This window comes from uncultured Marivirga sp. (genome assembly GCF_963974845.1).
Taxonomy (GTDB): domain Bacteria; phylum Bacteroidota; class Bacteroidia; order Cytophagales; family Cyclobacteriaceae; genus Marivirga; species Marivirga harenae.
This window is the reverse complement of record NZ_CAXBEQ010000001.1, coordinates 610,214-636,294: the sequence shown is the minus strand read 5'-3', so window position 1 is coordinate 636,294 and position 26,081 is coordinate 610,214. Positions and strand designations below refer to the sequence as shown.

Sequence of the window (26,081 nt, the reverse complement as noted above, 5' to 3'; positions counted from 1 at the left end):
CCTTAACTTCAATTATCAATGACAGCTACTACAAATTTGAACCTCTTCTTAATGAGATTACTTATACATTCTACTGCTATTCTTACCAATTTTACGGATTCAACAATTGAGGCGCAGGAATTAAAAAAGTATTGTATTAGTTTTGATAAAAAGTAGTTGTTATGGACGAGATACAAAAATTTGAAACTGTTAGCCAATACAATGCATACAACAATCATGAAACACTACACCCTCTGGTTACAGTAGTGGATTTTTCAAAGGCTGATCCAAGGTATCTTAAAAAAACATATTTCGGTCTGTATCTTGTACTCTTGAAAGAGATAAACTGTGGGGATCTAAGATATGGAAAACAAACTTACGATTATCAGGAAGGCACTTTGATATTCGTTGCACCGGGGCAGGTCATTTCAATTGATAATAACAACCAACTCTATCATCCCAAAGGACATGGAATTGCCTTCCATCCAGATCTTATCAAGGGCACTTCACTGGGTAAACACATTGATCACTATTCGTTTTTTAGCTATAAGGTAAATGAAGCACTGCATGTTTCTGAACGCGAGCGAAAAATGGTAATGGACTGTTTTTCCAAAATCAGCTATGAACTAGAGATGAATGTTGACAATCACAGCAAAAAATTAATTACCTCTAATATTGAATTGCTCTTAAATTATTGCGATAGGTTTTATGACCGCCAGTTCATTACCCGTGACAATGTGCATAAAGGAATTTTGGAAAGGTTTGAAACTTTACTGAATGCTTACTTTTCTTCTGACAAACCCGAAACTATCGGTTTGCCTTCTGTGGCTTATTGCGCAGATGAACTCAACCTATCATCCAACTACTTTGGTGATATGATTAAAAAGGAAACTGGTAAAACTGCACTTGAATTCATTCAGCTTAAGTTAATTGAAGAGGCGAAAGAAAGAATCTTTGACCCAAGTAAGTCACTAAGCCAAATTGCTTTCGACCTGGGCTTTAAATACCCACAACATTTTACTCGCGTTTTTAAACAGCATGTAGGCGTATCTCCAAAAGAATATCGGAATATGAATTAACCCTAATTCGATTAAAAACAAAAGACCGTAGCTATGAACTACGGTCTTTCTTCCTGATTTTCTTGACCACCCATTTCATGGCCAAGGACATACAAAAACTAACTAATGCTCCAACAGCTGCCAGAATGCAAGTCTTGATAATATCAGCACTTTGCAAATTGACCAGCACCGTAAGGATTGTTCCCCCAGCTGTACCTGCCTTACCGTGGACTTGCATCTCCCTTGTTTTTCACCTCAGGCATTGGAGGTATTTTCTCCTCATCATCCACCGTCACCTGACTGACTGCAGTCAGGACACTGGCACCAACGGTCAAATATCCTGCAACGGTAATCAATCCAGCTGGCAAAGTGATTGGAGCACCTAGAATGGCACCGCCTGCAGCAGCCAATACCAAACCGACTGTTCGTAACTTTCTAAACAATTTTGGAGTGGGCTTTTTCACCCTTTCTAAAATATTCATAGTTGATTTCTCTTTAATAGTGATGTAAATATGATTCTGCTTTTCCTGAGCCTCTTCAAAGGCTTCTAAAAGCCTGTCCATGGCTTCACTCGATCGGATTCCTTTTCCAATTCCTGTCAACTCCGATACTGGTGCAATGCAGCCTTCCAGTTCTGTTCGGGCATCATTCGCAGGATGGATTAAAATCCAACTCCTTCCTGGAACACTTTTCAGTATCAAATGAAATCCCCTCTCATGGGTAATCCTTTTTTCAAGTAGGTATTTACCTTCTGGGATACAACTAATAAAAGGCTGATTCTCCTTCCACGGAAGTTCAATAGTATGGCAGATTTTTTCACTGCCATACCTCAAGCTCCCATTGGTTCCGCTGGACCTATAATTTCGAATAAGTTCAAAACTCATTTCCAAATTCTATAAAGGTCCGGGAATAGTATTGTCAATCTCTACCAAGGCAAGAGCATTGTACGCACCGTTTTTAAGCGGGTACATTGTCCCGTTTACTTCCTGCAGGAATTCCACCCCGAAAAGTAAAAAGATTGGAAAATCTCCTGTTGTAGGAACCGTAGCGGTCAAGTTGATAGCTGACTCCGATTGAGGACCAATAGCAATGTCACTGCTTTCATCAGTGTCCATGTCGAAAGCTTCCCCTTCAAAGTCCACTTTACTTGCAGCTACAATCAAACGCATATGCGTAGCCCCTCCAGGAGCAGCAAAAGTATTCTGAGGAATAAAGCTAGGAATCTCCACCGTGGCTTCGCCAGTTGCTCGATCAATAGCAGCCGAAAAAGGCGCATACATGGTCGCATTCAGTTTCCCGCTTTGATTGAACTCGAAGCCCTTCAGCAATTCAATATCACCTTCACTAGCCTTTCGTTCGCCTCTATCGTTGGATGTATCGCTTTTCACGACCTTCACCATTTCTCGGGTCATTCGGCTAGCCACACGACCATCAGCAGCTTTCAAAAGCGACGGGCGAACCGAAGTTCTTAAAAGCCTGCCAGCTTTTCCAGCCCTTCCAAATTCAGCGCCATTTTCTCGAGTCCTTTGGAAGGCAGGATCATTCTTCATCCGCTCTTTATCAATGCCTCCTTTTTCCCTAGCCAGATAGCCATCTTTCGTTTTGTAAAAAGACAAATCTCCGATTTTGCCTTTCAGTTTGATAATTCCTTTTTGTCTTGCCATAATTGAAAAATATATTTGATGAGCCACCAAAGTATCCTCTCAAATAGCGTTTGTCAAAAACTTGCTTCTGATAAAGGTCGTGTTGTCTTAATTGGCAATTATTGTCGTTAAAGCTTTCAAGAAATTGGCTATATTAGTGTATAGCATCCTTATGGATAAAGTATAGATAAAGTATGAAGTAATGATATTAAAAAGAACCGTCATATACCCAAAGGATATTCAGCGCATAACTGGCAAGAGTGAGCGCACCGGCAGAAGGATATTGGAACGGATCCGAGAGCGAAAAGGAAAAGAAAAACACCAGCTCATAACCGTTTCCGAATTCGCAGATTACACTGGGATAGATGCTGAAACAGTCCAGGAATACCTCACAGATTAAGCCAAATTTATAGGTTCTGATCCAGAAATTTCCCCGCCTTTTATACATAAAATTTGCCCTTTTTTGCGTATATTTAGTATAACAAAGAAAAGTTCTTTGGCAGTATGTAGTGGAAATTAAGTCATTAAACGGCAACAATTGAAAATAATCCTTTGGTGTCCATTTAGTGTCCATAAATTTCAATAAATCATTAACTTATTGAAATACAATATTTTAAAGGCTTTATGTGTGGTCCAGGTGGGCCCACTTTCAGAATTTATCTGAACACAAAAAGCCTTAAATCTTATGATTTAGGGCTTTTTTGTTTTTTATCATTCAATAAAAAATAATCAGTGATGCTCTGGTAACGTTACATCAAGTGAAAGCAAGATCAGGTCTAGACTTTTTCTGGATGTTTAAATCCAATAGAGATTGGGCACTCTCTATATTTGAGTAGTTTCCAAGAAATAATTTTAGCTTTTAAGAAACTACTTGTCTTTATTAACAATTTCTTTCAAGTCAATGACTTTATAAGGTCTTGGTTGAAATATAAGCGCTAGATGGGGATGCAGCGCTTTTTTAATTTGAAAACTAAATATCCTCTACCTTTTCATCTCTATTTAACACTCCATATAAGCCATAAGCAGAGAAGGACTATAAATTCAAAGATATAGTCACTTCATTGAAAGCAGCAAAATATCCATATCCATTATCAAAATTTGTATAGGGAGGGACAGGCTCTTCAAAAAACAAATCTATTGCTCTATAGTCAATTAATTGCGCTTCAAATTCATGATATTGGGGGGAAGTTGTTGCAAATTTCACTAATAAATCCCTATTTCCTTCGGGTACAGAATCTCTATTAAAGGCTACCGACATTTCTAAGGAATCAGATTCAATGCATTCATACCTTTGGCCATTCATACTTACATCTCCAATAAAATATAACTTTCCTCCGTCCGAGGCATCAAAGCCCCCACATGCAGAAATAAGCGCATCCTCTACAGAAGTAATCCGGATAGATTGAAACTGCTTTGAATCCGCATAACCTACTTGCAGCTTCAAAAATTGTGGCTTCTGCCTCCCTACTTCCCATTTCGTCCTTAATAAATCAGTATAATTATAAAATCCTTTTTGATAGGGCTCTAAACTTGAAGAGAGCTCGCTTGGCTTCACTGGTATTTGAACAGTACTTGACAACATACTACCATAATCAGTTTTTACCCATAGCTTATAGTGTGATTCCAAATCAGGAATATAGCTTGCCTGATATTTCCCTTCCGAAATTAATTTTAAGCGAATACTGTCTTTTCCATTTTCTATCAAAACCACTTTCGCATCATTGATTTCTCGGTTAGATGCGAACTCCCCTCTCACTGGCGCAGAATAGCTAATTCGAGCTTCTACAGTCGAATCTGCATTCAAATGAGCATAAACTACTGGCTCTGTTGGATATTCCTTTCCTTCAAAATCGACATTAGTATCACATGATAAGATGAAGAAAAATAATAAAACATTAAAAATACCTATTCTCATTTTCTGTTTTTAAACAAATTAAACTGATAAGAAACATAGGGTAAAAATGGAAGAAAGCCCTGACCCGTGTATTGATTTTCAAAGTAATCAACTGTCCCACTTGAATTAGTCCCGACCATTTTTGGAAAAAGCCGATAATAAAAAGGATTCACTCGATTGTAGGCATTAATTATCCCAAATGACCATTTCCTGTCGCGGTCTTTTTTTGTAAAACTATATTCTGCTCCTAAATCAAGACGATGATAAACCGGTAAACGGCTATTGTTTCTTGGTCCATAAACTACTTGCTCAAGCCCTCCAGGATTTCGAATAATGGCACTAGGGGCTGTAAAGGGTCTGCCTGATTGCAAATTCCACACCGCATTAAAGTTCCATTTTTGACTCGCTTTGTAATTTACTGATAAACTCAAATCATGTCTCCTGTCAAAATTAGCAAAATATGGGGTGCCTTCATTTATTCCTTCGAATTGGCGGGTATTGAACGAATAAGTATAAGACAACCATCCAGAAAAATTATCCTTTTGCATTTCAAAATAGGTCTCGATACCATAAGCCTCACCTATCCCTTCTTTTTCTACAATTTCATCTAAAGGGCCTGCAGCTATTCCATAAAAGCTATATCCATAAGGATAATCAATTAAATCATTCATTCTTTTAGCATATCCCTCCATGGAAAACTCCCCATTTAAAGAAGGAATAGCTCTTGAAAACCCGCCATTGATTTGATAAGCAATAGCAGGACGAATATTTTCACCTGCCGGAACCCAATTGTCATTGGGTAAACCAGAACTGCTGTTTAATAAATGAATAGGCTGGGCCATTTTGGTGAACCCTAAGTTCAAATTTAAATTACTGCTCCATTGGTAATCAATGGAAATTCGAGGCTCAGGAATGGTATAAAAATCTGATCCTGAGAGATAAAAAGAGTGCCGGTAACCTCCATTAATCATTAAATAATCAGAAACATCATATTTTAAATCCAGAAACAAGCCCGTCTTCCACAGACACTGAGCACCAAAATCAGTATTATCTATTGTCTTATTATAAAAGCGAGGATTAAAGAAATAATATTGTTGCTGAAGCCCGATATCTAAGGCTAGTTTCTGATTAATTTCCTTATTTAATTGAGACTTTAATGAAACATTATGAGTGGCGGAACTATTAGCAAAAGCAGTATCAACTGCTATATTCTGCTCGTTGGATTGCAGCGCTTCTAACTGATATTTGTATCGGGAATAAGTAAAAGAATTTTCAATAATGAAATTATTTTTAAGTAAGCCAGTATGCTTTAAGCTAACCAATTGGTTTCCCCAATCGATATGAAGTTCATTGGTTAAGGGAATATCCCGTTCTGTTGTAGTGAAATAATCACCTGTCTGGTAGACTGAAAAAGTCATCTTGTGATCTTCAATAGGTTCAAAGTTAATTTTAGCATTTACATCTTCCATCCAGTAATTAAACTTACTGTCGGTCTGTCTATAGGTATATCTTATCTTATTAGGAATAGAAGCGAGAGTAAGGTAAGTGCTCCGGCCACTTAGCATATAACTGAATTTCTCTCTGTTCCCTGAAAGAAATATATTGGAACTCAACAAGCCAATACTTAAGCTCCCTTTTCTTTCCTCACTTTCGCTTCCATCCTTCATTTCAACATCTACTATGGAAGATAAACGTCCACCATATTTTGAAGGGAAGTTTCCTTTGTAAACCGTAGCACTTTCAATAGCATTTTGATTGAAAACCGATATAAAACCCAGCAAGTGAGAGGGATTAAAAATTACAGCTTCATCCAACAATAGTAAATTTTGATCCGGTGTACCACCCCTTACAAACAAGCCTGTGGTGCCTTCGTTACCGGCTGCAATACCAGGAAAAAGGGTAAACGTTTTTAAAATATCAGCTTCCCCCATTACTGGTGGTATTGATCGAAGCTTTTCAATATCCATACTGACTGAACTTCTTGCTACTTCAGTTTTGTTGGCTTTAGCCACTACCTCTTCCAATGTTATGGCTTTCATATTAATATAGATAAGAGTATCCGATTTCGGCTTGAAACTAATAACCTTCCTCTCATGACTTGAAGAAGATATTTCTAAAATTAAGGTTTGATGGGCCTGCCAAGGAAAGGTGAAGAAACCCGAACTATTACTTGTTAGTCCTTCATCTTGGTGATTTAAATAGAGTGCTGCCTGAACTGGCTGATTTGACTCTTCTTCTGTTAAATAACCCGAAATTTGAATATTCTGGGCTTTAAGAAAACTAAAACACATTATAAAAAGAAGGAGCAAGATGATATGCTTGCCCCCTCCTAATTTATATAACTCTTTAGCCATTATATATTTAAATTACAACTCCAAAAGTTATTTCCTGCATCCCCTCTACCTGAATGATATGAAGTAGCATCATCAAAGCTAAATTCACAACTAGCATTAAGACAAAATTCGAATGTTTCGTCAATTCTCCGTACATCATTTTCTTCACCTGAGTCAAACGAGTCAGTTAAAGGAATATTTCCATATGGGGTAGACTGAGTATAATTAACATCATATTTTAATCTTAGCATTGGCGCTTTGTCTCTGTACCAAATACCTGCTGTTTTTACATAGTGCGTTGTATTTGCGCCTATCCCACTATACAGAGAACCAATATTTGTAGTCCAAAGTCTACCTCTGAATCTACAATCCAATGTTCTAAGCCATGTTTTCTTTTGGTAATCCTGTCTACAGTCTTCGTTTGGTCTACGCATTGTATCACCATTACCTCTAACTACATCGATGGTCTCAACATTAGCTGTTCGCATTGAGTTTTCTGCATCCAAATCGGAAAAATCTTTGGATATATAGACAGTTTCATAAGTGAACTTATAATACCTATTGGCAATTTTCAAAATCCCTTTTTCATTCAAAACAGTCCTGATGTTAGCATCATCTATAATTGGCTCTAAATACTTTTCACCATTATTCTCAACAATTTTCGCATACGATTCATATGCTGCCGGATTTGAAATTATATCTTCAACTTGCGAAGCCGTGATTGCCTCATAAGCCTCATAATTTGATTTAAATCCAGTAAACTGCTCTTTGAATTCAGCTAAGAATTTTTCTTCTTCATTTGCCTTTTGTAAAAATTCACTAAAGTCATCCATCGTTTCAAAAGAAACTATATTGTCCTCAAGTTTCAACATTTTAAATTTTGTATTCTCTACTACAGTTTTCGGTAAAACTTTTTCTTCATTGTTACATGAAGCGATTAGAAAAACTGATAACAGAATCAGAGTATAGTTGAATATTAAATTCTTCATTTTTATCTTTTATTAGTTTTAGAAAATTTATTAATACCAATTTTCCGATACCATGAAAAATCACAAATGAATACTTTATAGAAGTGAAATCATCCCGGGTGAGTTCAAGTCAATAATATTCACTTTGTGGGTTTTGGTTATAAGCTGCTTTCGCTAGCACTAACAACTTAAGTTTTATACCATTTTCAGTAGTACGCTCAAATTGATGGCACAAAACAAAAAAATATGTACTAAAGGTCAAAATGAATAGCACACTTTTTTATGACGACTAACACTTACCCGCACAATCCTTCCCTCATAGCTTTTGCTTTTTTTCTGTTAAGCAGATAAAGAGGTAAAAAAGCAAAAGGAAGCGGCCTTTTAGGCTCCCAAGGCTCCGCTGGCGCAAGCGTCTCGCTTGTGCCCTCATAGACACAAAACCATAATATCTAAAAAAGCCGCTGATTATTTAAACAGCGGCCTTTCCAATTTTTTTGTCTCGTCCTAAAATAAGTTGACAATTTTTAGGATGAATTATTTAAACTAGCCGAGTGTTCCTCACCAGTTCTTATTTGGAGAATTTGAAATTTATCAAAATTTAATTTCTACTTCGGTAGCTAGGTCTAGGCCATCTGCAGCAATATCAAAAATCTCCTCATTACTAGTTTCACTGATAACGATCACGCCTTCTATTTTTGTAGCTCTTTCTAGCATGCCGCTTGTAACTCCGGCAAACCAAACAGTAGGGTCAAAAGTCACCTCAGCAACCACATTTGCTCCCGCAGAAAAAGTAATACTACCTTCCTTCTCAACTTCAAATGTTTCACCTGAGTTAAATTCAAATCTAACGGGATGTGACTCATTATTGCTATCTATAAATGTCCCTTCTAATAAAACTGAAGGTATTTCATTCTCATCTAACAATTCTAATTCTACTCGTGCCTCAGCATAGGTTCCGGCCGGGAAAACGAGACTACTAAGATCCGGGCTTGTTGCTCCCGTAGCAAAATCTATCACTACGTTTTGTTGAATATTTACTTCAACAGAATCACCTTCGTCCGTTTCTGCTTCAAATTCAATTTCTGTTAAGGTAATAGAACCAGAAGTAAATTCAAGCGAGTTTGCTGCTACACGTGAATTAGAAGGGACAGATGTGGCAGTATTAACTGTATTAAATTGCATTTGCACCGTTGGCTGAGTTGTTTCTGCATCTTCACTACATGCACTAAAAATGAGCATTGAAGCTACGAAATATGCTGGGATTGACTTAAAATAATTTTTCATAAGGATTAAATTTTGTTTGTTTAAAATTGGTTTAGAATTTCTGAAAGGCTTCGGTAATTAGTTTTTAGAACACCTACTCCCTTCACTATCTATAAAACAGCTGAGCTCTAAAAACTCCTACCTCAATTTTGAAATTATTTTGCTTTTTTTACAAAATTAGAGAGCGGCCTTGTGCCTGAATAAAAAATAGGAAGACAAAAACTGATCTCCCTATTTGTTGATCTACTTTAATTGCTTTTCTTAGTCCTCTGTATCTTCATCCTCCTCATCCTCTTCCTCATCCTCGTCAATATCTCCATCCTCGTCATCATCCTCACCAGCATCTAAGATATGGTCTAAGTTTGAGGCAATTGTTTCTAATATATCCACATTTGAAGATTCATTGATTCTAATAACGCCATCGTTATCAGCTGTCGCTGTATTTAAATCAACTCCTGTAAATAGAACATCTAAATTTAGTAAAATTAGCATTTGGTTTGCAGCACCTCCATCCAAGACAAATCCGGTCTCGTTTTCCACTTCAAACTCAAGCTCATCGCTATTACCGTATTCCACAGAAACAACTTCATTATTCGAGTTAGTAAATTCAAACCCAACAAAAATTGAATACCCTCCCTCAAGGATTGGTTCCATTTCGATTTCAATTTCTTCATAGATGCCCGGTGCAATCTCAGCCATACCAAATTCAGGGGTACTTGTTCCTCTAATGAGGTCTACAATAAACTCTCCCTCAAATTCTACTTCTTCCTGCTCATCTTCACCTTCTTCATCTTCCGTTTCAGCTTCTTCCAGGGTTTCAAACTCTAACTCTGTAACACCAAGCAGTATTTCAGTGAATACATATCCTGTATTAATGCTTCTAGCATTAACGACCGATTGATTAGTTTGTGCTTTCATTTGTAGCTCCACCTGTGCATCCGCAACGTCCACATTTTCCTGACTGCAGCTTTGGAGAAATAAGCCAATAGCCAATGCTAATGCAAACATAGAACTCCTCATTATTAAATTCATAAAACTAGTCTTCATCTTATTATTTGTTTAGTTAAAAATTGTTTTTTATTAAATGGTGAATTGCTAAAATGCTCTTGTAATGATTTGAAACTATTTGTTCTGCATTCACTAATTATAAAACAGATAAGCTTATCAAACTCCTACCTAAAATTTAAAATTATTTTATTTTTTTTGTGTCAATTAGTCTTACACCTAAAAAAAATAGAGAGATCAGTTCTGATCTCCCTATCCGTTGATTTACTTTATTTGGTGTTAGTAAGGCTTTTCGGTCTAGCCCCGTTTATTAAAGTGGGTTCTGGTCTCCATTTACTTCAGTTTAAAAATATTGCTTTTTAGTACCGCAATTCAATATCTGCAGATCATTTTCAGGAATATTCAACCTTACCCATAGCTTCATTCTTAGCTTCAATGATCTTTCATTTAACAGTCATTATAACATTAATTACTTCATCAGTATCCAATGCCGTAATCTTTATAGAGTCATTATTAAAATTTTCAATTCTCCAGTCTCTGTTAAGTGAATTTAAGTTACCGTCCGAATCAAATTCAGTGGAAAGTTGCAAAAATCCGTCATCACCGCTAGTTTCCCATTCGCCAGCAATTTCTTCTGAGTCTGTTTTTGCAAGTAATATATTGTCTTCTAGAAAACTGATATCGATACCCATAAAAAAATCGGATTTATCGACAGCAGCAGAATCATACTTCGCCACCATCCAAATGCTTTCTTTTAAAATATTGTTCAGTTCAGTAACATCTATATCATTATCATCATCCTCCTCGTCACAACTATCTTCATATAATTCAACGGCTGCTTCTAGTTCTTGATTGCTGTTAATGCTGATCATGTCATTATTAAATAAGACCAAATCAATTGGGTAAATAAGGCTTACAATTTCACTATCTTCTATCTGATCAAGAAATTGATAAAGTTCTCTATCGTTTTCTATGGTGGTTGTACTAGCTTGTTCTCTTATTTGATTATAAATGGAAAATGTAATTGGATAAACAATATCCAAACACTCAATATCATCGTCATCATCGCATTCATCAAGTAGGTCTTCAAGCTCATCCATAGTTGCAATAGTCACCACGGTATTATCAGGTAGAGAAACCTCGATGGGGAATTGAATTTCAATATTATCCGAATCATCTTCTAACTCATCAATGATATCTTCAATAAGGTCAAAATCTTCTTCTGAGGTAATTTCAATTGAAGCTCCATTGATAATAACTGTAAATGGAAATACAATTGAAGTGCAACTGCTACCATCAATTATATTATCACCAGATCCCTGCTGCTGACTAATGCGGAAAAGAAACTCTCCGCTTTTTGATTCAAGTGAAATTATTTCTGTAGGCGCAGGAGTAACTATTTCCTGCGCTTCTTCTTGACAACCGTAAAGGCCGGAAATGAGACTCAAAATTAAAATAGAAAATAATTGACCTAAATATTTCATGATGGCATAGTTTTTTGGCCTACATTAATAGAACAGATGAACATGATAAATTCCTACCAAAAAATAAAATTATCCCTATTCTTTTTTAGTCTTTAAAGCTACATCATTATTACACCACAAAAGCTTCTAAATTAGGATTTTCCTCCAAAAAAATGAATCTTCACTTATATTTACACTTTTAAAATAATTTAACTTCTTCGGATAAGAATGATAAAAAACCAACTGCCAGAAGAAAATCTTGATGTATGCAAGGAATCTGTATTCAGTGAATTATTTGATCAATACTCAAAAGATTTGCATAATTTTCTCTATTACAAATTTGGCGAAGCACTAAATCCAAAAGATGTAGTTCAAGAAGCTTTTGTTAAATTATGGAATAATTGCGCAAAGGTAAGTTACCCGAAAGCAAAGTCTTTTCTTTTTACAGTGGCAAATAATCATATGCTCAATGATATTGCAAAGAACAAAACAGCTACGAAATTCAGAGATATTAAGCCTAAAAGCTACACAGTAGAATCTCCAGAATTTTTATTGGAGGAAGATGAGTACATGCAAACTTTACAAAATGCTATCAATTCCCTAAGTGAAGACTTAAGGGCAACTTTTTTACTCAATCGTATCGATGGGAAAAAACATCAGGAAATTGCTGATATGTTGGGGATTTCACGTAAAGCAGTAGAAAAAAGGATCTATAAAGCACTCAGTTTGATAAGAGAAAAAGTGGACGGGATATAAATTGAAGAATTTGGGTAGGATATTCTAAAACTCATCTGTTATATATATGAGAAACTATGACACAGCAAGACTACATACAAAAATGGTTAGAAGGAACACTCTCTGAAGAAGAGCGCCAAGCGTTTGAAAAAACGCAAGATTATACTGACCTTCAGAAAATTGATAACCACCTTAAATATTTTAAGGCACCAGACTATAACTCAGAAGAGGAATATGCGGAAGTAAAGTCTAAATTGTCGAAAGGGGCTAAAATTGTCTCCTTTGACTGGGTTAAACCCTTGCTTAAAGTTGCTGCAGTACTATTAATAGCAGTGATTGGGTATGGAATTTTCTACTCTGTGTCAACAGTCCATTTACAAACGGAGCTGGCAAATCAGTCGGAATTTTACCTTCCTGACTCATCAAGAGTTTTAATGAATGCGCAAAGCGATCTAAACTACAATTCTTTCAGTTGGCAAAATAATCGAAGTCTTGAATTGCAGGGGGAAGCCTTTTTTGAGGTGACGAAAGGTTCAAAATTTGATGTCGAAACATCACTGGGTACAGTAAGCGTTTTAGGAACAAAATTTAATGTAAAAATAAGGGATGAATATTTTGAAATAGTTTGCTTTGAAGGAAAAGTTCAAGTGGAATATGAAAATATGAAAGAAATTCTCACTGCTGGTAAGATGTTTAGTGCTCTCAATAGGGCAGCTGTAGTGTCAAATGTTAAGCTAGAGGATCGCCCCTCATGGCTCTTAAATGAAAGCAGTTTTAACAGCTTGCCTTACTCTTACATTATAGCTGAATTAGAAAGGCAGTATGATGTAGAAGTGACCACTAAAGGAATTGATACCACGGTCTTATTTACGGGCAGTTTTCAGCATAATGACCTTGAACTGGCATTAAAAGCACTTACAGCTCCTTTGAATCTCACATACAAGATTAACGGTAAAGAGATAATCTTAACTAGTGAAAATTAGTTTAAAAATATATGTAGTACTATCTAGTTTAAGCATCATCTTCAGTTTTAATGAATGCTTAGGACAGGTTGCCGATCAAACTCATAAACCCATACCCTTGAATAGAGTGCTGGATTCTCTTGAACAGGCATTTGATGTAAAATTTAGCTATGTTGATGACCATATAGGAGACTTATACCTCGACAAATATTCTTCTTGTGAAAAATTAGAAATTTGTATAGCAGAGATCGAACAAAATTTTGATCTCAAATTTGAAATTCTGAATGAAAGATTCATAACCATCCTTAAAATTGATTCAAATCTGCAAACGTTCTGTGGTATCCTATTTGATGCTGAGACTAAACAGGTGTTGGAAGGAGCTACAGTGATGATTAAAGGTGGAATTGCCATATCTGACGAGTACGGAAAGTTTTTAATTAAAGATGTTGCATTTGGCGACAGTTTAATAGTTCAATACCTGGGATACCAATCGAAAAAGATAGCAGTGCAGCAACTTCAGGCGGGAGACTGTGCCAAAATAGGTCTTACACCTCTCGTTACTATGCTTAAAGAAGTTACTGTTCAGAACTTCTTAATAAAAGGAATTGACAAAAATGCAGACGGTTCGCTAATTATTGATCTCCAAGAAACAGAGATCCTCCCTGGCCTAACTGAGCCCGACATTCTACATACTGTGCAAAAGTTGCCAGGTATCCATAGTATAAATGAAAAAGTGTCGGATATTAATGTAAGAGGTGGTACAAACGATCAGAATTTGATATTATGGGAGGGTATTAAAATGTATAAGACAGGTCACTTTTTCGGTTTGATTTCGGCTTTTAATCCCTATTTAATCCAAAAAGTTCGCCTAATAAAAAACGGAAGTTCTGCAAAATATAGTGAAGGCATCTCCAGCATAATAGATCTGAAAACCTTTGATAAGGTAGATAAAGAGTTTAAGGCCGGGGCAGGAATCAATATGTTAAATGCAGATGCATATCTAAAAATACCTGTAAGTGACAAGATAGGACTACATCTTTCTGCTAGGAGATCATTTGCCGAAGTGGTTAACTCTACGACTTTTAGTAATTATTTTGAGCGTGCCTTTAGAGATAGTGAGGTATCGAAATTCGTGAGTGGAACGGATACACTTGCCACAAACAAAAATTTCTATTTCTACGACTACAGTGGCAAATTACTGTACGATATCTCTAGGCGAGATAAGCTAAGAATAAGTTACATCAATATTTTCAATCAGATAGGATACGAGGAAAGTGAATCATCATCTGTCAGGCAAGAATCAAAAAACAGTGAACTCCAACAGTCAAATCGAGGCGCAACTGTCAAATATGAACGTGTATGGAGTGACTTTGTGACAAGCTCCTCTTCTTTGGCTGTTTCTTCCTATAATTTAGTCTCCACAAACTTCGATATCCCAAATAACCAGCGTTTTCTTCAAGAAAATCAAGTATTGGATGTCAGTGTAAAATCCTCATTAGATATGAGATTATCTGATCATTTCAAATTGCAAACTGGTTATCAATTTAATGAAATAGGGGTCAGTAATCTAGATGATTTGAATAATCCAAATTTCCGAAAGTTCACAAAGGAAGTGCTTAACATTCATGGACAATTTACAGAAATCGCCTATAACTCAAGTAGTGGTCAGACATTGAGTCGATTTGGATTGAGAGTTAACTATTTTGAAGAATTTAATAAGTTTCGCTTTGAGCCTCGTTTCGCTCTTAATCAACTCATAACGGATCATATTACAGTCGAATTATTAGGAGAGGCTAAGAGTCAGGTAACCACCCAAATTATAGATTTTCAAACAGATTTCTTAGGTGTGGAGAAAAGACGTTGGGTTTTGGTCAATGAGGATGACATACCTATAGTAACCAGTGGACAAGTTTCACTGGGGGCTCATTACAAGAAAAATGACATATTGCTTAGTGTTGAAGGCTATTTAAAGCAAGTGGACGGAATAATTACCTCTAGCCAGGGTTTTCAGAATCAGTTGGAATTTGTAAGAAGTTCAGGGAGTTACATTTCTAGAGGTATTGATATATTACTTAATCATAGGATAGAAGATCTTAATTATTGGACCACCTATTCCTATTCAAAAAATATATATGATTTTAAATCATTACGACCTAGCCAATTTCCGAACAATCTTGATATTAGACATGCTTCAACTTTAGGTGTCAGTTATAGCATGAACAAATTAGACTTTTCAGTTGGACTAAATTATCAAAGTGGCAGACCTATAACTGAACCAGAAAATTTATCTCCTATCAGCGATGGAAGTATTAACTATCAAACACCAAATAGCAGTAGATTAGGACATTATCTTCGTCCTGACTTATCAGCTAAATATCATTTCATGATGGGTGATAAGATTCGGACGCAAGTCGGTTTTGCCCTATGGAATTTCACTGATCAAACAAATGTTGTTAACCAGTACTACATTATCAATAAATCGGAGGAAATTCAAAAAGTAAAAGAAAAAGGATTGGGACTTACTCCCAATTTAATGTTTAGAATAACACTCTAACTTGCAGGAATATTTTAACAATATCTCTGAATAAAATTCTGGTCAGAAGATTTTTTGAAAACTGACAAAACTAATATAAGTCTAAGTGTGGGCAAAGCACGGCCCAAATCCTGCTTAATGTGTATTTTAATTAAAGAAAAAGGAACTTTTAAATCTAACATTGATTCTGATCTGACAATAACTTTTTCTTAGAGTTAAGTACTCACCTGTGATTTCACGCTAAAACTTTCCATATTTTAGTCAAACAGGAGATTTATATTGAGTTCGACTGAAAAACTTAGTACTAAGCTTAAAGGATAAGTTGGTGTCAATCGGAAGATTTTCATAGCTGATTTCCTACAAGATTGCTTGCTTTTCTATTAAGCTTCGAGCCAATTTCGCTGCGCCAGGACAGTGAAAAAATCAATCCAAACATAGTGAAAGTTACAGGCATGCGGATGAGAAAGATGCAAGAGTTCGCTTTGCCGGCTACAAAAAAAATCTCCTCCGCCAGATGGCGGAAGTATTTTTTATGTGCTGCTCTTGCATCTATCTCACCGGTCCTGTGTGGATGCGCACTATGTTTAAATTAATTTTTAGAGTGCGCATCGCCAGCCGGTGGTTGGTGACGTACGTTCGTCTTCGTCCAGCGTTTAGTTTTACGCGGTTCAGTGTTCAGTCTGAAGGTTATTATTTCCTTCGGTTTTTGTGGTTTGAGATTAATTTCTCGCCATTGCCGTTTTAGTTTTATTGCCTGGTGGGTTTTGCCTGCCAGGTTTTTATTTTTTTGCTTGCATCAGGGAGTCATAACATAAACCAATCATTTAAATGAAATTATATATTTCTATTTGGTTATTGCCATCAATTACTTTTATTTACTGTTTATATAAATCAAAAAATATGAAAGTGAAGTATATTTTAATGGCAGTAATCTTCCTGCTTGGAAGCAAATCAGCTTTTTCTCAGGATGCTACGGCAGGCCCAATGATCAAACAAAAAAGTCAAACTTTATGGGCTGATGCTAAACCTGTTTTTTCAAACGAGGCAGGTACTTATTATTTACTAATTCCATATTCAAGTATCCTCTCAGTTCCCATGATGGGTGGAGCAAGCTTTCATAGTATTGGATTTGTCAATCACAATTCTGAAATGGAAAAATTAATACCTCTTGAATTTAGAAATGGTAAAAAGGAAGGGGTGTTTTCGGAAGCAGTTTCTTTTAATGACAATTTATGGATTTTCAGTTCTTTTCAGAATAAAGATGAAATTGTCTTAGGCTCCTATTCATTGGATACTGATAAACAGGAGTTAATCAAAGAAAATGAAAAAGTCCTGTCAATTGATACACGTGATTTAAAGTATGACGATGCAAATTTTACATTTGAAGTATCTCCAGACCAATCAAAAATCCTCATCAATTACACTTTGGTAGATTCAGAAGGTTATATACAGAGTTTTGGATATTCTGTTTTTGATGAAAACATGATGGAAATTAGAACTTGGAATGGTACTTTAGATATGTCCGATGGCATTTATCAACTTGATCAGTTTAGAGTGAGCAACACAGGGGACGTATATCTGCTAACTCGTTATTTTTCTGATAATCAGAATCTTAAAAACAGTACTGACTTAAAGAGAAATGGTTTGCTGTCATCAAGTAAGAGCTTATCTTATTCCGCTAACTATGAAATTCGATTAGTGCTATTCAAAAACGGAAAAACAGACAACATTAGTCTGACAGTTCCTGGTAAGTTCTTCATTAGTGCAGATTTCATCACGGGTCAAACTGGACTAATCGTTGCGGGCTTTTATGGTCCAAAAGGAACCACTACACCAGAAGGAGCTGCAGTTATGAGGCTGAATGATTCAGGTAATGTCATAAAACTAGATAAAAAAATCCTAACTGATGGCTTTGAGAAACCAAGTAATATTGAGGATAAATCAAATGGTTTAATGTCCAATGATAATCAATATGATGCCTACCGATTTACATTAAAAGACCTAATAGTTAAAGAGGATGGGGGTTATATCTTAAGCGGAGAGAGGACCGTAAATCAGCAGAAAAAAGAATCTGTTCCAGGTCATGCAAGTTATTCAATCGTAAATCACACTGACGATATTGCTGTAGTTGACATACAAAAGGATGGTACAATAAAATCAATTTATAGAATTGAAAAAGCTCAGGAAACAACAGCGCTCGAAACTTTATCAAATTCGTACTATATCACAGAGTTAAATGGCTCTATCTATTGCTTATTTACCAATATAGGAAAAAGCAATAAAAATTTTACGGGAAAAATGGTTGACACAAAAGCTGTTTTGGTAAAAATTGATGAATCAGGTGAATTGTCTAGAGATATTTTATTGACTAGCGACCAAACAGATGTTACAATAAGACCACAAGCAACTTATTTAAATGATAATAATCAGCTCATTTTATACGGTCATAAAAACAATAGATTTTGCAGGTTTTTAAAAGTAAGCTTATAAAGCAATTTCATTAATTAAGACTACTATTTCCCCAGGGTAAAAAAAATTACTCAATGATTTAGAATGAAAAGATTCGTTAAGCCTTTTTGATTCTTGATTACATTATTAAATGCAATCAACGCCATAGTAATTCAATAGGAATGCTAAATTGAAAAAAAAAAGCCGTAGTGCTCACCTACGGCCTTTCTTCTTGATTTTCTTGACCACCCATTTCATGGCCAAGGACATACAAAAACTAACTAATGCTCCAACAGCTGCCAGAATGCAAGTCTTGATAATATCAGCACTTTGCAAATTGACCAGCACCGTAAGGATTGTTCCCCCAGCTGTACCTGCCTTACCGTGGACTTGCATCTCCCTTGTTTTTCACCTCAGGCATTGGAGGTATTTTCTCCTCATCATCCACCGTCACCTGACTGACTGCAGTCAGGACACTGGCACCAACGGTCAAATATCCTGCAACGGTAATCAATCCAGCTGGCAAAGTGATTGGAGCACCTAGAATGGCACCGCCTGCAGCTGCCAATACCAAACCGACAGTCCGCAATTTTCTAAATAAATTTGGAGTGGGCTTTTTTACCCTTTCTAAAATATTCATAGCTGATTTCTCTTTAATCGTGATGTAAATATGATTCTGCTTCTCTTGAGCCTCTTCAAAGATTTCCAAAAGCCTGTCCGTGGCTTCACCCGATCGACTTCCTTTTCCTATTCCTGTTAGCTCCGAGACTGGTGCAATGCAGCCTTCCAGTTCTGTTCGGGCATCATTAGCAGGATGGATTAAAATCCAACTCCTTCCTGGAACACTTTTCAATATCAGATGAAATCCCCTTTCATGCGTAATCCTTTTCTCCAAAAGGTATCTACCTTCAGGAATGCAACTGACATTTACTTCATTGTCCTTCCAAGGAAGTTCAATGGTATGGCAGATTTTTTCACTGCCATACCTTAAAGTTCCATTGGTTCCGCTTGACCTATAATTTCGAATAAGTTCAAAACTCATTTCCTAATTCTATAAAGGTCCAGGAATAGTATTGTCAATCTCCACCAATGCAAGGGCATTGTATGCACCATTTTTAAGCGGGTACATTGTCCCATTCACCTCCTGAAGGAATTCTACACCAAAGAGCAAAAAGATCGGTTCTTTTCCACCAGAAGGAACTGTGGCGGTTAAAGTGATAGCCGCTTCAGTTTGTGGTCCAATGGCTAGCTCACTGCTTTCATCAGTACCCAGACTGAATGTTTCCTCTGCGAAATCTACTTTACTTGCAGCTGACACCAAACGCATATGACTTGCCCCTCCAGGAGCAGCAAAAGTATTCTGCGGAATAAAAGCCGGAATGTTTATCGTTGCTTCCCCAGTTGCTCGATCAATAGCAGCCGTAAAAGGCGCATATATGGTGGCATTCAGCTTTCCACTTTGATTGAACTCAAAGCCCTTCAGCAATTCAATATCACCGTCAGTAGCCGTTCTTTCGCCTCTATCGTTGGATGTATCGCTTTTCACGACCTTCACCATTTCTCGAGTCATTCGGCTGGCCACTCGACCATCAGCCGCCTTCAAAAGCAAAGGACGAACAGAAGTTCTCAAAAGCCTGCCAGCTTTTCCAGCTCTTCCAAATTCAGCGCCATTTTCTCGAGTCCGTTGGAAAGCTGGATCGTTCTTCATACGCTCCTTGTCAATGCCCCCTTTTTCTCTAGCCAAGTAGCCATCTTTCGTTTTGTAGAAAGACAAATCTCCGATCTTTCCTTTAAGTTTGATAATTCCTTTTTGTCTTGCCATAATTGAAAAAAATATTTGATGAGCCACCAAAGTATTCTCTCAAATAGCGTTTGTCAAAAACGGACTTCCGTTAAAGGTCGTGTTGTCTTAATTGGCAATTATTGTCGTTAAAGCTTTCAAGAAATTGGCTATATTAGTGTATAGCATCCTTATGGATAAAGTATAGATAAAGTATGAAGTAATGATCTTAAAAAGAACCGTCATATACCCAAAGGACATTCAGCGCATAACAGGTAAGAGTGAACGCACCGGAAGAAGGCTACTAGAGAAGATTCGGGAAAGAAGAGGAAAAGAAAAGCACCAGCTCATAACCGTTTCCGAGTTCGCAGATTACACTGGAATAGATGCTGAAACAGTCCAGGAATACCTTACAGATTAAGCCAAATTTTTAGGTTCTAATCCAGAAATTTTCCCGCCTTTTATTCATAAAATTTGCCCTTTTTTGCGTATATTTAGTATAACAAAGAAACGTTCTTTGACAGTTTTAGCTTCAAACAGAGCCGATATTTGGCAACAAAAACGATTAAATTTTTAGTACCCTATTCGTGCCCTTTTAAACCATTCAAATCATAAGCAACTGATTATCAGTTTTAAATAAGGTTTTAGTGTGGTCCAGGTGGGCCCACAAAATTAAGCTTCAGTATCTCTACTGAAGCTTTTTTTGTTTTAAAAGCATGTTGCTTTCGTCTAATACTCAGAGAATTTAGCTGTGTATTTGCTCTCTTTCAACTTCACCTTAAGATCAGTAATTGAGCTTTTCGCAGCTTTTCAGCTTTCTAATATTCAAATGTGAAGGAATTAACTTGATTAGACTGCAGAGAAATATTTTCGCTGACACCAGATGTTTCTACTCCATTTTTTCGTTTTGTCCATACTATTGTAACTTCCGTAGAATTTTCAGGGACATTATAAGATACAACCGAATTTACATTTTTCCCTACCCATGACGTTTCATCCCAGGCTACAAGACCACTTCCATCGGCTGGATGATGAATGTTATTTACTCCGAAATTTTCAACTTCAGTCATGAAATTTTGGCTTGTATTAGAGAATAACGAGATATGCAAATAATCATTAGAATCAAAGGGAGAAGTATTTTTAACAGAAACTTCCAATTTTACGAATCTATTTATTTTTATAATAACACTATCATATGCTTCAAACACGCCATCATAACCGCTTGAAGTATCTGTTTGCTTGGTAGGGGCAAAGATGGAGATATTAGAAGCGTCTTTCATCAAAGCGCTAAAATTACCATTGGCATCGGTAGTTACATCTATGTGATCAATTTCTCTTTTACCGCCTAGGAGTCCTGATTCGTAGTATTGCAATACTTGTAATTTAACAGTTTGACCAGCCACTCCATCTCTATTAATGATCCTTTCAACTCTACCATTTGCTACAAAATAATCTTCATCCTCGATGCATGACTGAAAAAGAAAAAATAGTCCCAATAAAACAAAAAGACTCTTCATATTCTATTAAGGTAATAATTATAGAAGAGAATATCAATTAATGACCAGAGCAAAGCGAGCGTAGAATTAGAAAACTCTTAAAAATAAATCCTCTTTAATAGTAGCATTTTAATCCGCTAATGATTTTGTTGCTTGCCGTTATAAATCATGAGTAAAATGAAAGCAGCTACATTATCAGAAATCAAAAAGGAATTACAACACAAATCAGAAGAAGACCTGCAATCTTTATGCTTAAGCTTATCCCGATTTAAAAAGGAGAATAAAGAACTCCTCACCTATCTCCTCTTTGAAGCTTCTGATGAAGAAGGCTATATCCAATCGGTAAAAACTGAAATCGACCTACAATTCTCTGAAATCAATAACCAAAATTATTACTGGATGAAGAAAACAGTAAGAAAAGTGCTTAGGATCACCAGGAAATACATACGTTACTCCAAAAAGAAAACTACTGAAGTTGAATTACTTATGTACTTTTGCCAAAAGTTGCTGACTCTATCTCCTTCCATTAAGGGAAATACGGTTTTACATAATCTGTACGAAAGATTGGTCCTTTCTATTAGAAAAACGATTTCTAAAATGGAGGAAGACTTGCAATATGATTACAATACTCAACTCGAGCATTTGCTTTACGGAGAAAATTAGCGAGAAGGCCATCCTCTACATCTGTTAATATCATTATAAAATTCTCAACTCAAGCTGAAAGGCATAAAATTTGCTCATTTAGAAATAAACTATTTAGACACCTCTTAAATTACAAACCATGAGAAAAATGTACGCTATTTCGCTTTTTGTTGCTTTGATTGCCTGCTCAAGTTGCGCAACCATTTTCACAGGTACAAAGCAAAAAGTATCTATTGATTCGAATCCGCAAGGAGCAAAAATTGTAATTGACGGGCAAAATTTAGGAGTAACTCCTGCTAAAGTGAAAGTTGATCGAGAATTAGATGCCTTGCTTTATGGTGGAAAGGAAATACAATTTGAGCTAGACGGATACAAAAAGTTTGGATATGAATTGGACGCTAGATTCAATACCGTTTCCATAATTAATTTCTTTAATCCACTTTTTTGGGGAATTGATATTGCAAGCGGAGCCGTTACCCAGTATGACAATTACTATAATTTTCAGCTCATTCCGTTAGAATTCAATAATACCCGCTCGATTACAGAAAGCAATATGGAAAAATATGAGAAGCTTATTCAACTTAAGAAGTTACTTGAAGATGGAGTGATCACTCAAAAAGAATTTGAAAAGGAAAAAGCAAAAGTTTTAGCTGAAGAATAGCAAGATGTCTTTTATTATCTCAGTAATGTAATACTACCTGATCTTGCTATTCCACTTCCGTCACACCTGATTACAAAATAGTAGACCCCATCTGGGACAGGGCTACCATTAGCTGTGCCCTCCCAGTCATTGTTGTAAGGTTTAGCTTCAAAAATTTTGTTTCCCTTTTGATCATAAATTTCAACTCCACACTGAGTCAGACTTTCAATGTTTTCCACTTCCCAAAACTGCGCAATATCATCGTTATTGGGTGAAAAGAACTTCATCGGAACTAACCTATCTCCTACATCAGTTTCATCAACAGTAATCAATATTTCAGCGCTTCCAAAGCAACCATTTTCATCAAAGCCTTCCACTCTTATCAAGGTGCTTACTTCTGGAGTATATTCTATCTCATCATCAGTAATATTCAAAGATACCGAATCGGCAAACCACTCATAGTCACTGAGTCCGGAAGCAGATATTGAAACCGTCTCACCGGTACCAACGGAAGTAGCGGAAGCAAATAATTCCACATCAGGAATTGCGAAAGTCCCTATTGAAATATTAGCAGAGCCTTCACATCCATTTTGATCTGTGACATTTACTGAATAAGTACCTCCTGCATTTACAGAAATTGTTGGTGTAGTGGCTCCGGTATCCCACTGGTAAGATTGAAAATTACCATCCACTGAAAGCACTGCTTCATCTCCTTCACAAATAGAAGTGGCAGAAGTATTAATAACTGCATTAAGTGCAGCATTTACAGTAATCTGCTGTGAAAATTGTGAAGAACAAGAAGTAAATCCGTCATACGAGACTTCTAAAGAAACCTCAAAAGTACCAGCTTCATTATAAGCATGAGTAGGATTTTGATTATTTGAAACATTTCCATCCCCAAAATCCCATACATACTGAGCAATCGATTGATCTGCTACAATTGATTCATCCGAAAAAGAAACAGGCACATTAAGGCAAACATTGGAAACAAACTCAAAATCAACTTGGGGCGGTTCTAAAAAGGAAACTTCCAGCGTATCAGAATAAACCTTCGGGCAAAAAGTATTAATTTGATCGGTGATCTCCACATAGTAACTACCAGAAGAAGTCGGGTTAAAGCTTTCGGAAGTCTCACCTGAAACTGGATTAGCACCCTCATACCATTGGTATGCAAAATCATTGTCAAATGGCGAAATGCTTAGGACAACTGTCTCTCCTTGGCAATAGGTTCCTGCTCCAGTACGCGCTATGGAAAATTTAGGAGCAGAAATGACATCCACTACTATACTCTTGGTTTCGATGACACATGAACCCGCATAAACATCAAGAAAATAACGTCCCGCTTTATTGACATTAAAATTATCAACATTAACGCTTATTCCAGTTGCAGAAAATTCTTGCGGTCCACGCCATTCATATTTGGTTGCGCCTACATCAGTTGAATTTAAGGTAAGAGTACCTCCGGTACATACTGGATCATTTGAACTTATATCTGCACTTGCTAAGGATCCAGAGGATAAGATATTAACCTCTATGGCATCAGACATTTCGTTGCAACTCCCTCCGTCAGAAATAATAGACACTGTATAGCTCCCAGATTCTGAAATATCATCTAATTCTATGAAGTTTTCGGTTCCTGATTTCACTATAGTTCCATCCTGACGCCATTCATAAGTTAAACCATCTATATCTTGAGTTTCTAACACAACAGGGTTTCCTTGGCAAGAATTGATTGGGCCTTCGGGAGTGATGACAGGGGTAATACATCTGTTATTTCGCAGTATTGAAATATTTGAAGCCAATATATTATTGCTCTCATCATCCACACTTGAGAAAACTATATCGGGTTTACTATCTCCGTCAATATCCGCTACCTTAATATTTCTATTGATAAAGGTTACGGGAACAGAAACCTTGGGGAAATTCAGTCCTCCTGAGCCCGCATTATTCAAAACATTAACACTCTTGTTGGCACCAATGGTAGAAACAATTATATCCATATTTCCATCCCCATCCATGTCTCCAAAATCTAAGCCCCATGGCCTTAGGTCAGAAGATAAATTCTGAGCGGAGCTAAATTGAGGGGGATTTCCAGTTCCATTTGTTTGATTAATAAAAACTGCAACAGAAGAACTCAGAAAGAGTGTGGCTACGATATCTGGTTTATTATCTTGATTTACATCACCAACTTTTAGGTTTACAAATGTTCCTGCAGTATTAAACTGAACAAAGCTTTCAAAGTTAAAATTCCCAGGCGTACTGGTATTAGTGGCTACATAAAAGCCTCCCCCATCGGTGAGAAATTGATTTGATATTATTTCAGGCTTCCCATCTCCATTTAAATCTTCCACATCCAAACCCGCGGTACTACCGGCATTCCCTACGGTGAGCTCAATAATATTATTATCGAAGGAAAGATTTCCTCCGCTTGATGTATTTTTAACAATAAAAATTTTATTACCTGTTTGATTTGAAACAACCAGGTCTGGTTTTCCATCGAGGTCCATATCCTTAATTACGACCCGTTTAGTTGAAGCACCTGCCACAGTCAGCGTTTGAAGCGTAAAAGAAAAATTGCCGGGAGTGCTGAAATTAACTAAGATTAGTAATCTATTCCCATCATTTCCTTCAGTGAAAACTACTTCTGGTTTACCATCACCATTTAGATCACCAGCTGTATTATTTAATCCAGGTGTTCCAATATTAAGATTGGTTTTCACCATGCTTATATTTGAAGGAGTACTTAGATTCCTTAATACAGTAGCAAAATTAGAATTTGAATTTGCTCCTACTATATCATTTTTACCGTCACCATCGAGATCGCTGATCGTTACATCATACAAACCACTTTCTGCAAAGATATCAATCTGTGGATCAAAATCCGTACTTTCCAAGCCTTGTTCCCCTCCATAGCTTTGGATGAAATGCTCACCGCTATAGTATAAACGAGTAGTAGAATTTAAAACAGTAACATTATCAAAAGTAGCACCACTAGGCACCTTTGCTTCTATTAGCTGTTCGCTTACACTCACTATTTCTCCTTCAACACTACCAAAAAAAACTCTATTAGCATCCTCTAAACCCACACCGGTGATATTTACAATCTGGCCTGCATATCCATTTTTTGGATCAACAGATTCTATAAATGAGCTTTGGCCAAATACATCATTAGCAACAATTACAAAAAATAATAGAAGATAATATTTTGGATTGAATTTCATCATATAGGCCCATACATG

General features: G+C 36.5%; 22 protein-coding genes. 8 read left to right on the top strand and 14 right to left on the bottom strand.

What is annotated here, in order from left to right:
• Nucleotides 1-161: 161 nt before the first annotated feature.
• A complete protein-coding gene (locus AAC601_RS02790) occupies nt 162-1,058 on the top strand; it encodes a helix-turn-helix domain-containing protein (RefSeq protein ID WP_340152417.1) in 897 nt (298 codons plus the stop codon).
• A 31-nt stretch (nt 1,059-1,089) separates the two neighbouring features.
• Here the strand turns inward: AAC601_RS02790 and AAC601_RS02785 are convergent, their stop codons facing one another.
• From AAC601_RS02785 to AAC601_RS02745, 9 genes are all read right to left on the bottom strand, one after another.
• Nucleotides 1,090-1,275 carry a hypothetical protein gene (locus tag AAC601_RS02785; protein WP_340152416.1) on the bottom strand — a complete coding sequence of 62 codons (186 nt, stop codon included), beginning with the start codon at nt 1,273-1,275 and terminating at the stop codon, nt 1,090-1,092.
• Entirely contained in the window at nt 1,259-1,921 is a 663-nt protein-coding gene (locus tag AAC601_RS02780) for a DUF5675 family protein (protein ID WP_340152415.1), read from the bottom strand. Before AAC601_RS02780 ends, AAC601_RS02785 begins: the two co-directional genes overlap by 17 nt.
• A gap of 9 nt (nt 1,922-1,930) precedes the next feature.
• Entirely contained in the window at nt 1,931-2,701 is a 771-nt protein-coding gene (locus tag AAC601_RS02775) for a hypothetical protein (RefSeq protein WP_340152414.1), read from the bottom strand.
• Nucleotides 2,702-3,713: 1,012 nt separating this feature from the next.
• On the bottom strand, nt 3,714-4,595 hold the full coding sequence (locus AAC601_RS02770) for a DUF4249 family protein (RefSeq protein WP_303268114.1): 882 nt from the start codon (nt 4,593-4,595) through the stop codon (nt 3,714-3,716).
• Nucleotides 4,592-6,928, bottom strand: a complete 2,337-nt coding sequence (locus tag AAC601_RS02765) for a TonB-dependent receptor plug domain-containing protein (protein ID WP_303268113.1) — start codon at nt 6,926-6,928, stop codon at nt 4,592-4,594. The genes AAC601_RS02770 and AAC601_RS02765 overlap by 4 nt, the downstream gene beginning before the upstream one ends.
• Nucleotides 6,928-7,896 (bottom strand): hypothetical protein, encoded by a 969-nt coding sequence (locus AAC601_RS02760; protein ID WP_340152413.1) that lies wholly within the window; start codon nt 7,894-7,896, stop codon nt 6,928-6,930. The genes AAC601_RS02765 and AAC601_RS02760 overlap by 1 nt, the downstream gene beginning before the upstream one ends.
• Before the next feature lie 570 nt (nt 7,897-8,466).
• Complete coding sequence (locus tag AAC601_RS02755) at nt 8,467-9,159, bottom strand: hypothetical protein (protein ID WP_340152412.1); 693 nt, start codon at nt 9,157-9,159, stop codon at nt 8,467-8,469.
• A 240-nt stretch (nt 9,160-9,399) separates the two neighbouring features.
• Entirely contained in the window at nt 9,400-10,185 is a 786-nt protein-coding gene (locus AAC601_RS02750; RefSeq protein ID WP_340152411.1) for a hypothetical protein, read from the bottom strand.
• Between the two features lie 401 nt (nt 10,186-10,586).
• The gene (locus AAC601_RS02745) at nt 10,587-11,627 is read right to left on the bottom strand and encodes a hypothetical protein (RefSeq protein WP_340152410.1); all 1,041 of its coding nucleotides are present in this window, start codon (nt 11,625-11,627) and stop codon (nt 10,587-10,589) included.
• Nucleotides 11,628-11,834: 207 nt separating this feature from the next.
• Between AAC601_RS02745 and AAC601_RS02740 the strand changes: the two genes are divergently transcribed.
• The 4 genes from AAC601_RS02740 to AAC601_RS02725 all read left to right on the top strand — a co-directional run bounded on the left by AAC601_RS02740 (nt 11,835) and on the right by AAC601_RS02725 (nt 18,326).
• Entirely contained in the window at nt 11,835-12,362 is a 528-nt protein-coding gene (locus AAC601_RS02740) for a sigma-70 family RNA polymerase sigma factor (RefSeq protein ID WP_340152409.1), read from the top strand.
• A gap of 56 nt (nt 12,363-12,418) precedes the next feature.
• Nucleotides 12,419-13,324: a FecR domain-containing protein gene (locus AAC601_RS02735; RefSeq protein WP_340152408.1), complete on the top strand. Its 906-nt coding sequence runs from the start codon at nt 12,419-12,421 to the stop codon at nt 13,322-13,324.
• Nucleotides 13,314-15,857 (top strand): TonB-dependent receptor, encoded by a 2,544-nt coding sequence (locus tag AAC601_RS02730; RefSeq protein WP_340152407.1) that lies wholly within the window; start codon nt 13,314-13,316, stop codon nt 15,855-15,857. Before AAC601_RS02735 ends, AAC601_RS02730 begins: the two co-directional genes overlap by 11 nt.
• Before the next feature lie 885 nt (nt 15,858-16,742).
• Nucleotides 16,743-18,326: a hypothetical protein gene (locus AAC601_RS02725; RefSeq protein WP_340152406.1), complete on the top strand. Its 1,584-nt coding sequence runs from the start codon at nt 16,743-16,745 to the stop codon at nt 18,324-18,326.
• A gap of 171 nt (nt 18,327-18,497) precedes the next feature.
• On the opposite strand, the gene AAC601_RS02720 is transcribed toward AAC601_RS02725, so the two are convergent.
• Genes AAC601_RS02720 through AAC601_RS02710 form a run of 3 tightly spaced genes read right to left on the bottom strand, consistent with a single transcriptional unit; the run spans nt 18,498 to nt 20,106 of the window.
• Nucleotides 18,498-18,680 (bottom strand): hypothetical protein, encoded by a 183-nt coding sequence (locus AAC601_RS02720; RefSeq protein ID WP_303268103.1) that lies wholly within the window; start codon nt 18,678-18,680, stop codon nt 18,498-18,500.
• Nucleotides 18,664-19,326 (bottom strand): DUF5675 family protein, encoded by a 663-nt coding sequence (locus AAC601_RS02715; protein ID WP_340152405.1) that lies wholly within the window; start codon nt 19,324-19,326, stop codon nt 18,664-18,666. Before AAC601_RS02715 ends, AAC601_RS02720 begins: the two co-directional genes overlap by 17 nt.
• A gap of 9 nt (nt 19,327-19,335) precedes the next feature.
• Complete coding sequence (locus tag AAC601_RS02710) at nt 19,336-20,106, bottom strand: hypothetical protein (protein ID WP_303268102.1); 771 nt, start codon at nt 20,104-20,106, stop codon at nt 19,336-19,338.
• Nucleotides 20,107-20,287: 181 nt separating this feature from the next.
• On the opposite strand from AAC601_RS02710, the gene AAC601_RS02705 reads away from it, so the two are divergent.
• Complete coding sequence (locus tag AAC601_RS02705; RefSeq protein WP_013452568.1) at nt 20,288-20,485, top strand: hypothetical protein; 198 nt, start codon at nt 20,288-20,290, stop codon at nt 20,483-20,485.
• A gap of 397 nt (nt 20,486-20,882) precedes the next feature.
• Here AAC601_RS02705 and AAC601_RS02700 read toward each other — a convergent pair whose 3' ends face one another.
• Nucleotides 20,883-21,581 carry a hypothetical protein gene (locus tag AAC601_RS02700; protein WP_303268101.1) on the bottom strand — a complete coding sequence of 233 codons (699 nt, stop codon included), beginning with the start codon at nt 21,579-21,581 and terminating at the stop codon, nt 20,883-20,885.
• A gap of 147 nt (nt 21,582-21,728) precedes the next feature.
• On the opposite strand from AAC601_RS02700, the gene AAC601_RS02695 reads away from it, so the two are divergent.
• Both AAC601_RS02695 and AAC601_RS02690 read left to right on the top strand, forming a co-directional pair.
• Nucleotides 21,729-22,223, top strand: coding sequence for a hypothetical protein (locus tag AAC601_RS02695; RefSeq protein ID WP_340152404.1), 495 nt, complete (start codon nt 21,729-21,731; stop codon nt 22,221-22,223).
• A gap of 118 nt (nt 22,224-22,341) precedes the next feature.
• On the top strand, nt 22,342-22,863 hold the full coding sequence (locus AAC601_RS02690) for a PEGA domain-containing protein (RefSeq protein ID WP_303268099.1): 522 nt from the start codon (nt 22,342-22,344) through the stop codon (nt 22,861-22,863).
• Nucleotides 22,864-22,877: 14 nt separating this feature from the next.
• Here the strand turns inward: AAC601_RS02690 and AAC601_RS02685 are convergent, their stop codons facing one another.
• Nucleotides 22,878-26,066 (bottom strand): FG-GAP-like repeat-containing protein, encoded by a 3,189-nt coding sequence (locus AAC601_RS02685; RefSeq protein WP_340152403.1) that lies wholly within the window; start codon nt 26,064-26,066, stop codon nt 22,878-22,880.
• Nucleotides 26,067-26,081: the final 15 nt, after the last annotated feature.

Bases quoted from the DNA above. Each gene is read 5' to 3' on its own strand.
- AAC601_RS02790 (WP_340152417.1), top strand. From the start codon at position 162: ATGGACGAGATACAAAAATTTGAAACTGTTAGCCAATACAATGCATAC.
- AAC601_RS02785 (WP_340152416.1), bottom strand. From the start codon at position 1,275: ATGCAAGTCCACGGTAAGGCAGGTACAGCTGGGGGAACAATCCTTACG.
- AAC601_RS02780 (WP_340152415.1), bottom strand. From the start codon at position 1,921: ATGAGTTTTGAACTTATTCGAAATTATAGGTCCAGCGGAACCAATGGG.
- AAC601_RS02775 (WP_340152414.1), bottom strand. From the start codon at position 2,701: ATGGCAAGACAAAAAGGAATTATCAAACTGAAAGGCAAAATCGGAGAT.
- AAC601_RS02770 (WP_303268114.1), bottom strand. From the start codon at position 4,595: ATGAGAATAGGTATTTTTAATGTTTTATTATTTTTCTTCATCTTATCA.
- AAC601_RS02765 (WP_303268113.1), bottom strand. From the start codon at position 6,928: ATGGCTAAAGAGTTATATAAATTAGGAGGGGGCAAGCATATCATCTTG.
- AAC601_RS02760 (WP_340152413.1), bottom strand. From the start codon at position 7,896: ATGAAGAATTTAATATTCAACTATACTCTGATTCTGTTATCAGTTTTT.
- AAC601_RS02755 (WP_340152412.1), bottom strand. From the start codon at position 9,159: ATGAAAAATTATTTTAAGTCAATCCCAGCATATTTCGTAGCTTCAATG.
- AAC601_RS02750 (WP_340152411.1), bottom strand. From the start codon at position 10,185: ATGAAGACTAGTTTTATGAATTTAATAATGAGGAGTTCTATGTTTGCA.
- AAC601_RS02745 (WP_340152410.1), bottom strand. From the start codon at position 11,627: ATGAAATATTTAGGTCAATTATTTTCTATTTTAATTTTGAGTCTCATT.
- AAC601_RS02740 (WP_340152409.1), top strand. From the start codon at position 11,835: ATGATAAAAAACCAACTGCCAGAAGAAAATCTTGATGTATGCAAGGAA.
- AAC601_RS02735 (WP_340152408.1), top strand. From the start codon at position 12,419: ATGACACAGCAAGACTACATACAAAAATGGTTAGAAGGAACACTCTCT.
- AAC601_RS02720 (WP_303268103.1), bottom strand. From the start codon at position 18,680: ATGCAAGTCCACGGTAAGGCAGGTACAGCTGGGGGAACAATCCTTACG.
- AAC601_RS02715 (WP_340152405.1), bottom strand. From the start codon at position 19,326: ATGAGTTTTGAACTTATTCGAAATTATAGGTCAAGCGGAACCAATGGA.
- AAC601_RS02710 (WP_303268102.1), bottom strand. From the start codon at position 20,106: ATGGCAAGACAAAAAGGAATTATCAAACTTAAAGGAAAGATCGGAGAT.
- AAC601_RS02705 (WP_013452568.1), top strand. From the start codon at position 20,288: ATGATCTTAAAAAGAACCGTCATATACCCAAAGGACATTCAGCGCATA.
- AAC601_RS02700 (WP_303268101.1), bottom strand. From the start codon at position 21,581: ATGAAGAGTCTTTTTGTTTTATTGGGACTATTTTTTCTTTTTCAGTCA.
- AAC601_RS02695 (WP_340152404.1), top strand. From the start codon at position 21,729: ATGAGTAAAATGAAAGCAGCTACATTATCAGAAATCAAAAAGGAATTA.
- AAC601_RS02690 (WP_303268099.1), top strand. From the start codon at position 22,342: ATGAGAAAAATGTACGCTATTTCGCTTTTTGTTGCTTTGATTGCCTGC.
- AAC601_RS02685 (WP_340152403.1), bottom strand. From the start codon at position 26,066: ATGATGAAATTCAATCCAAAATATTATCTTCTATTATTTTTTGTAATT.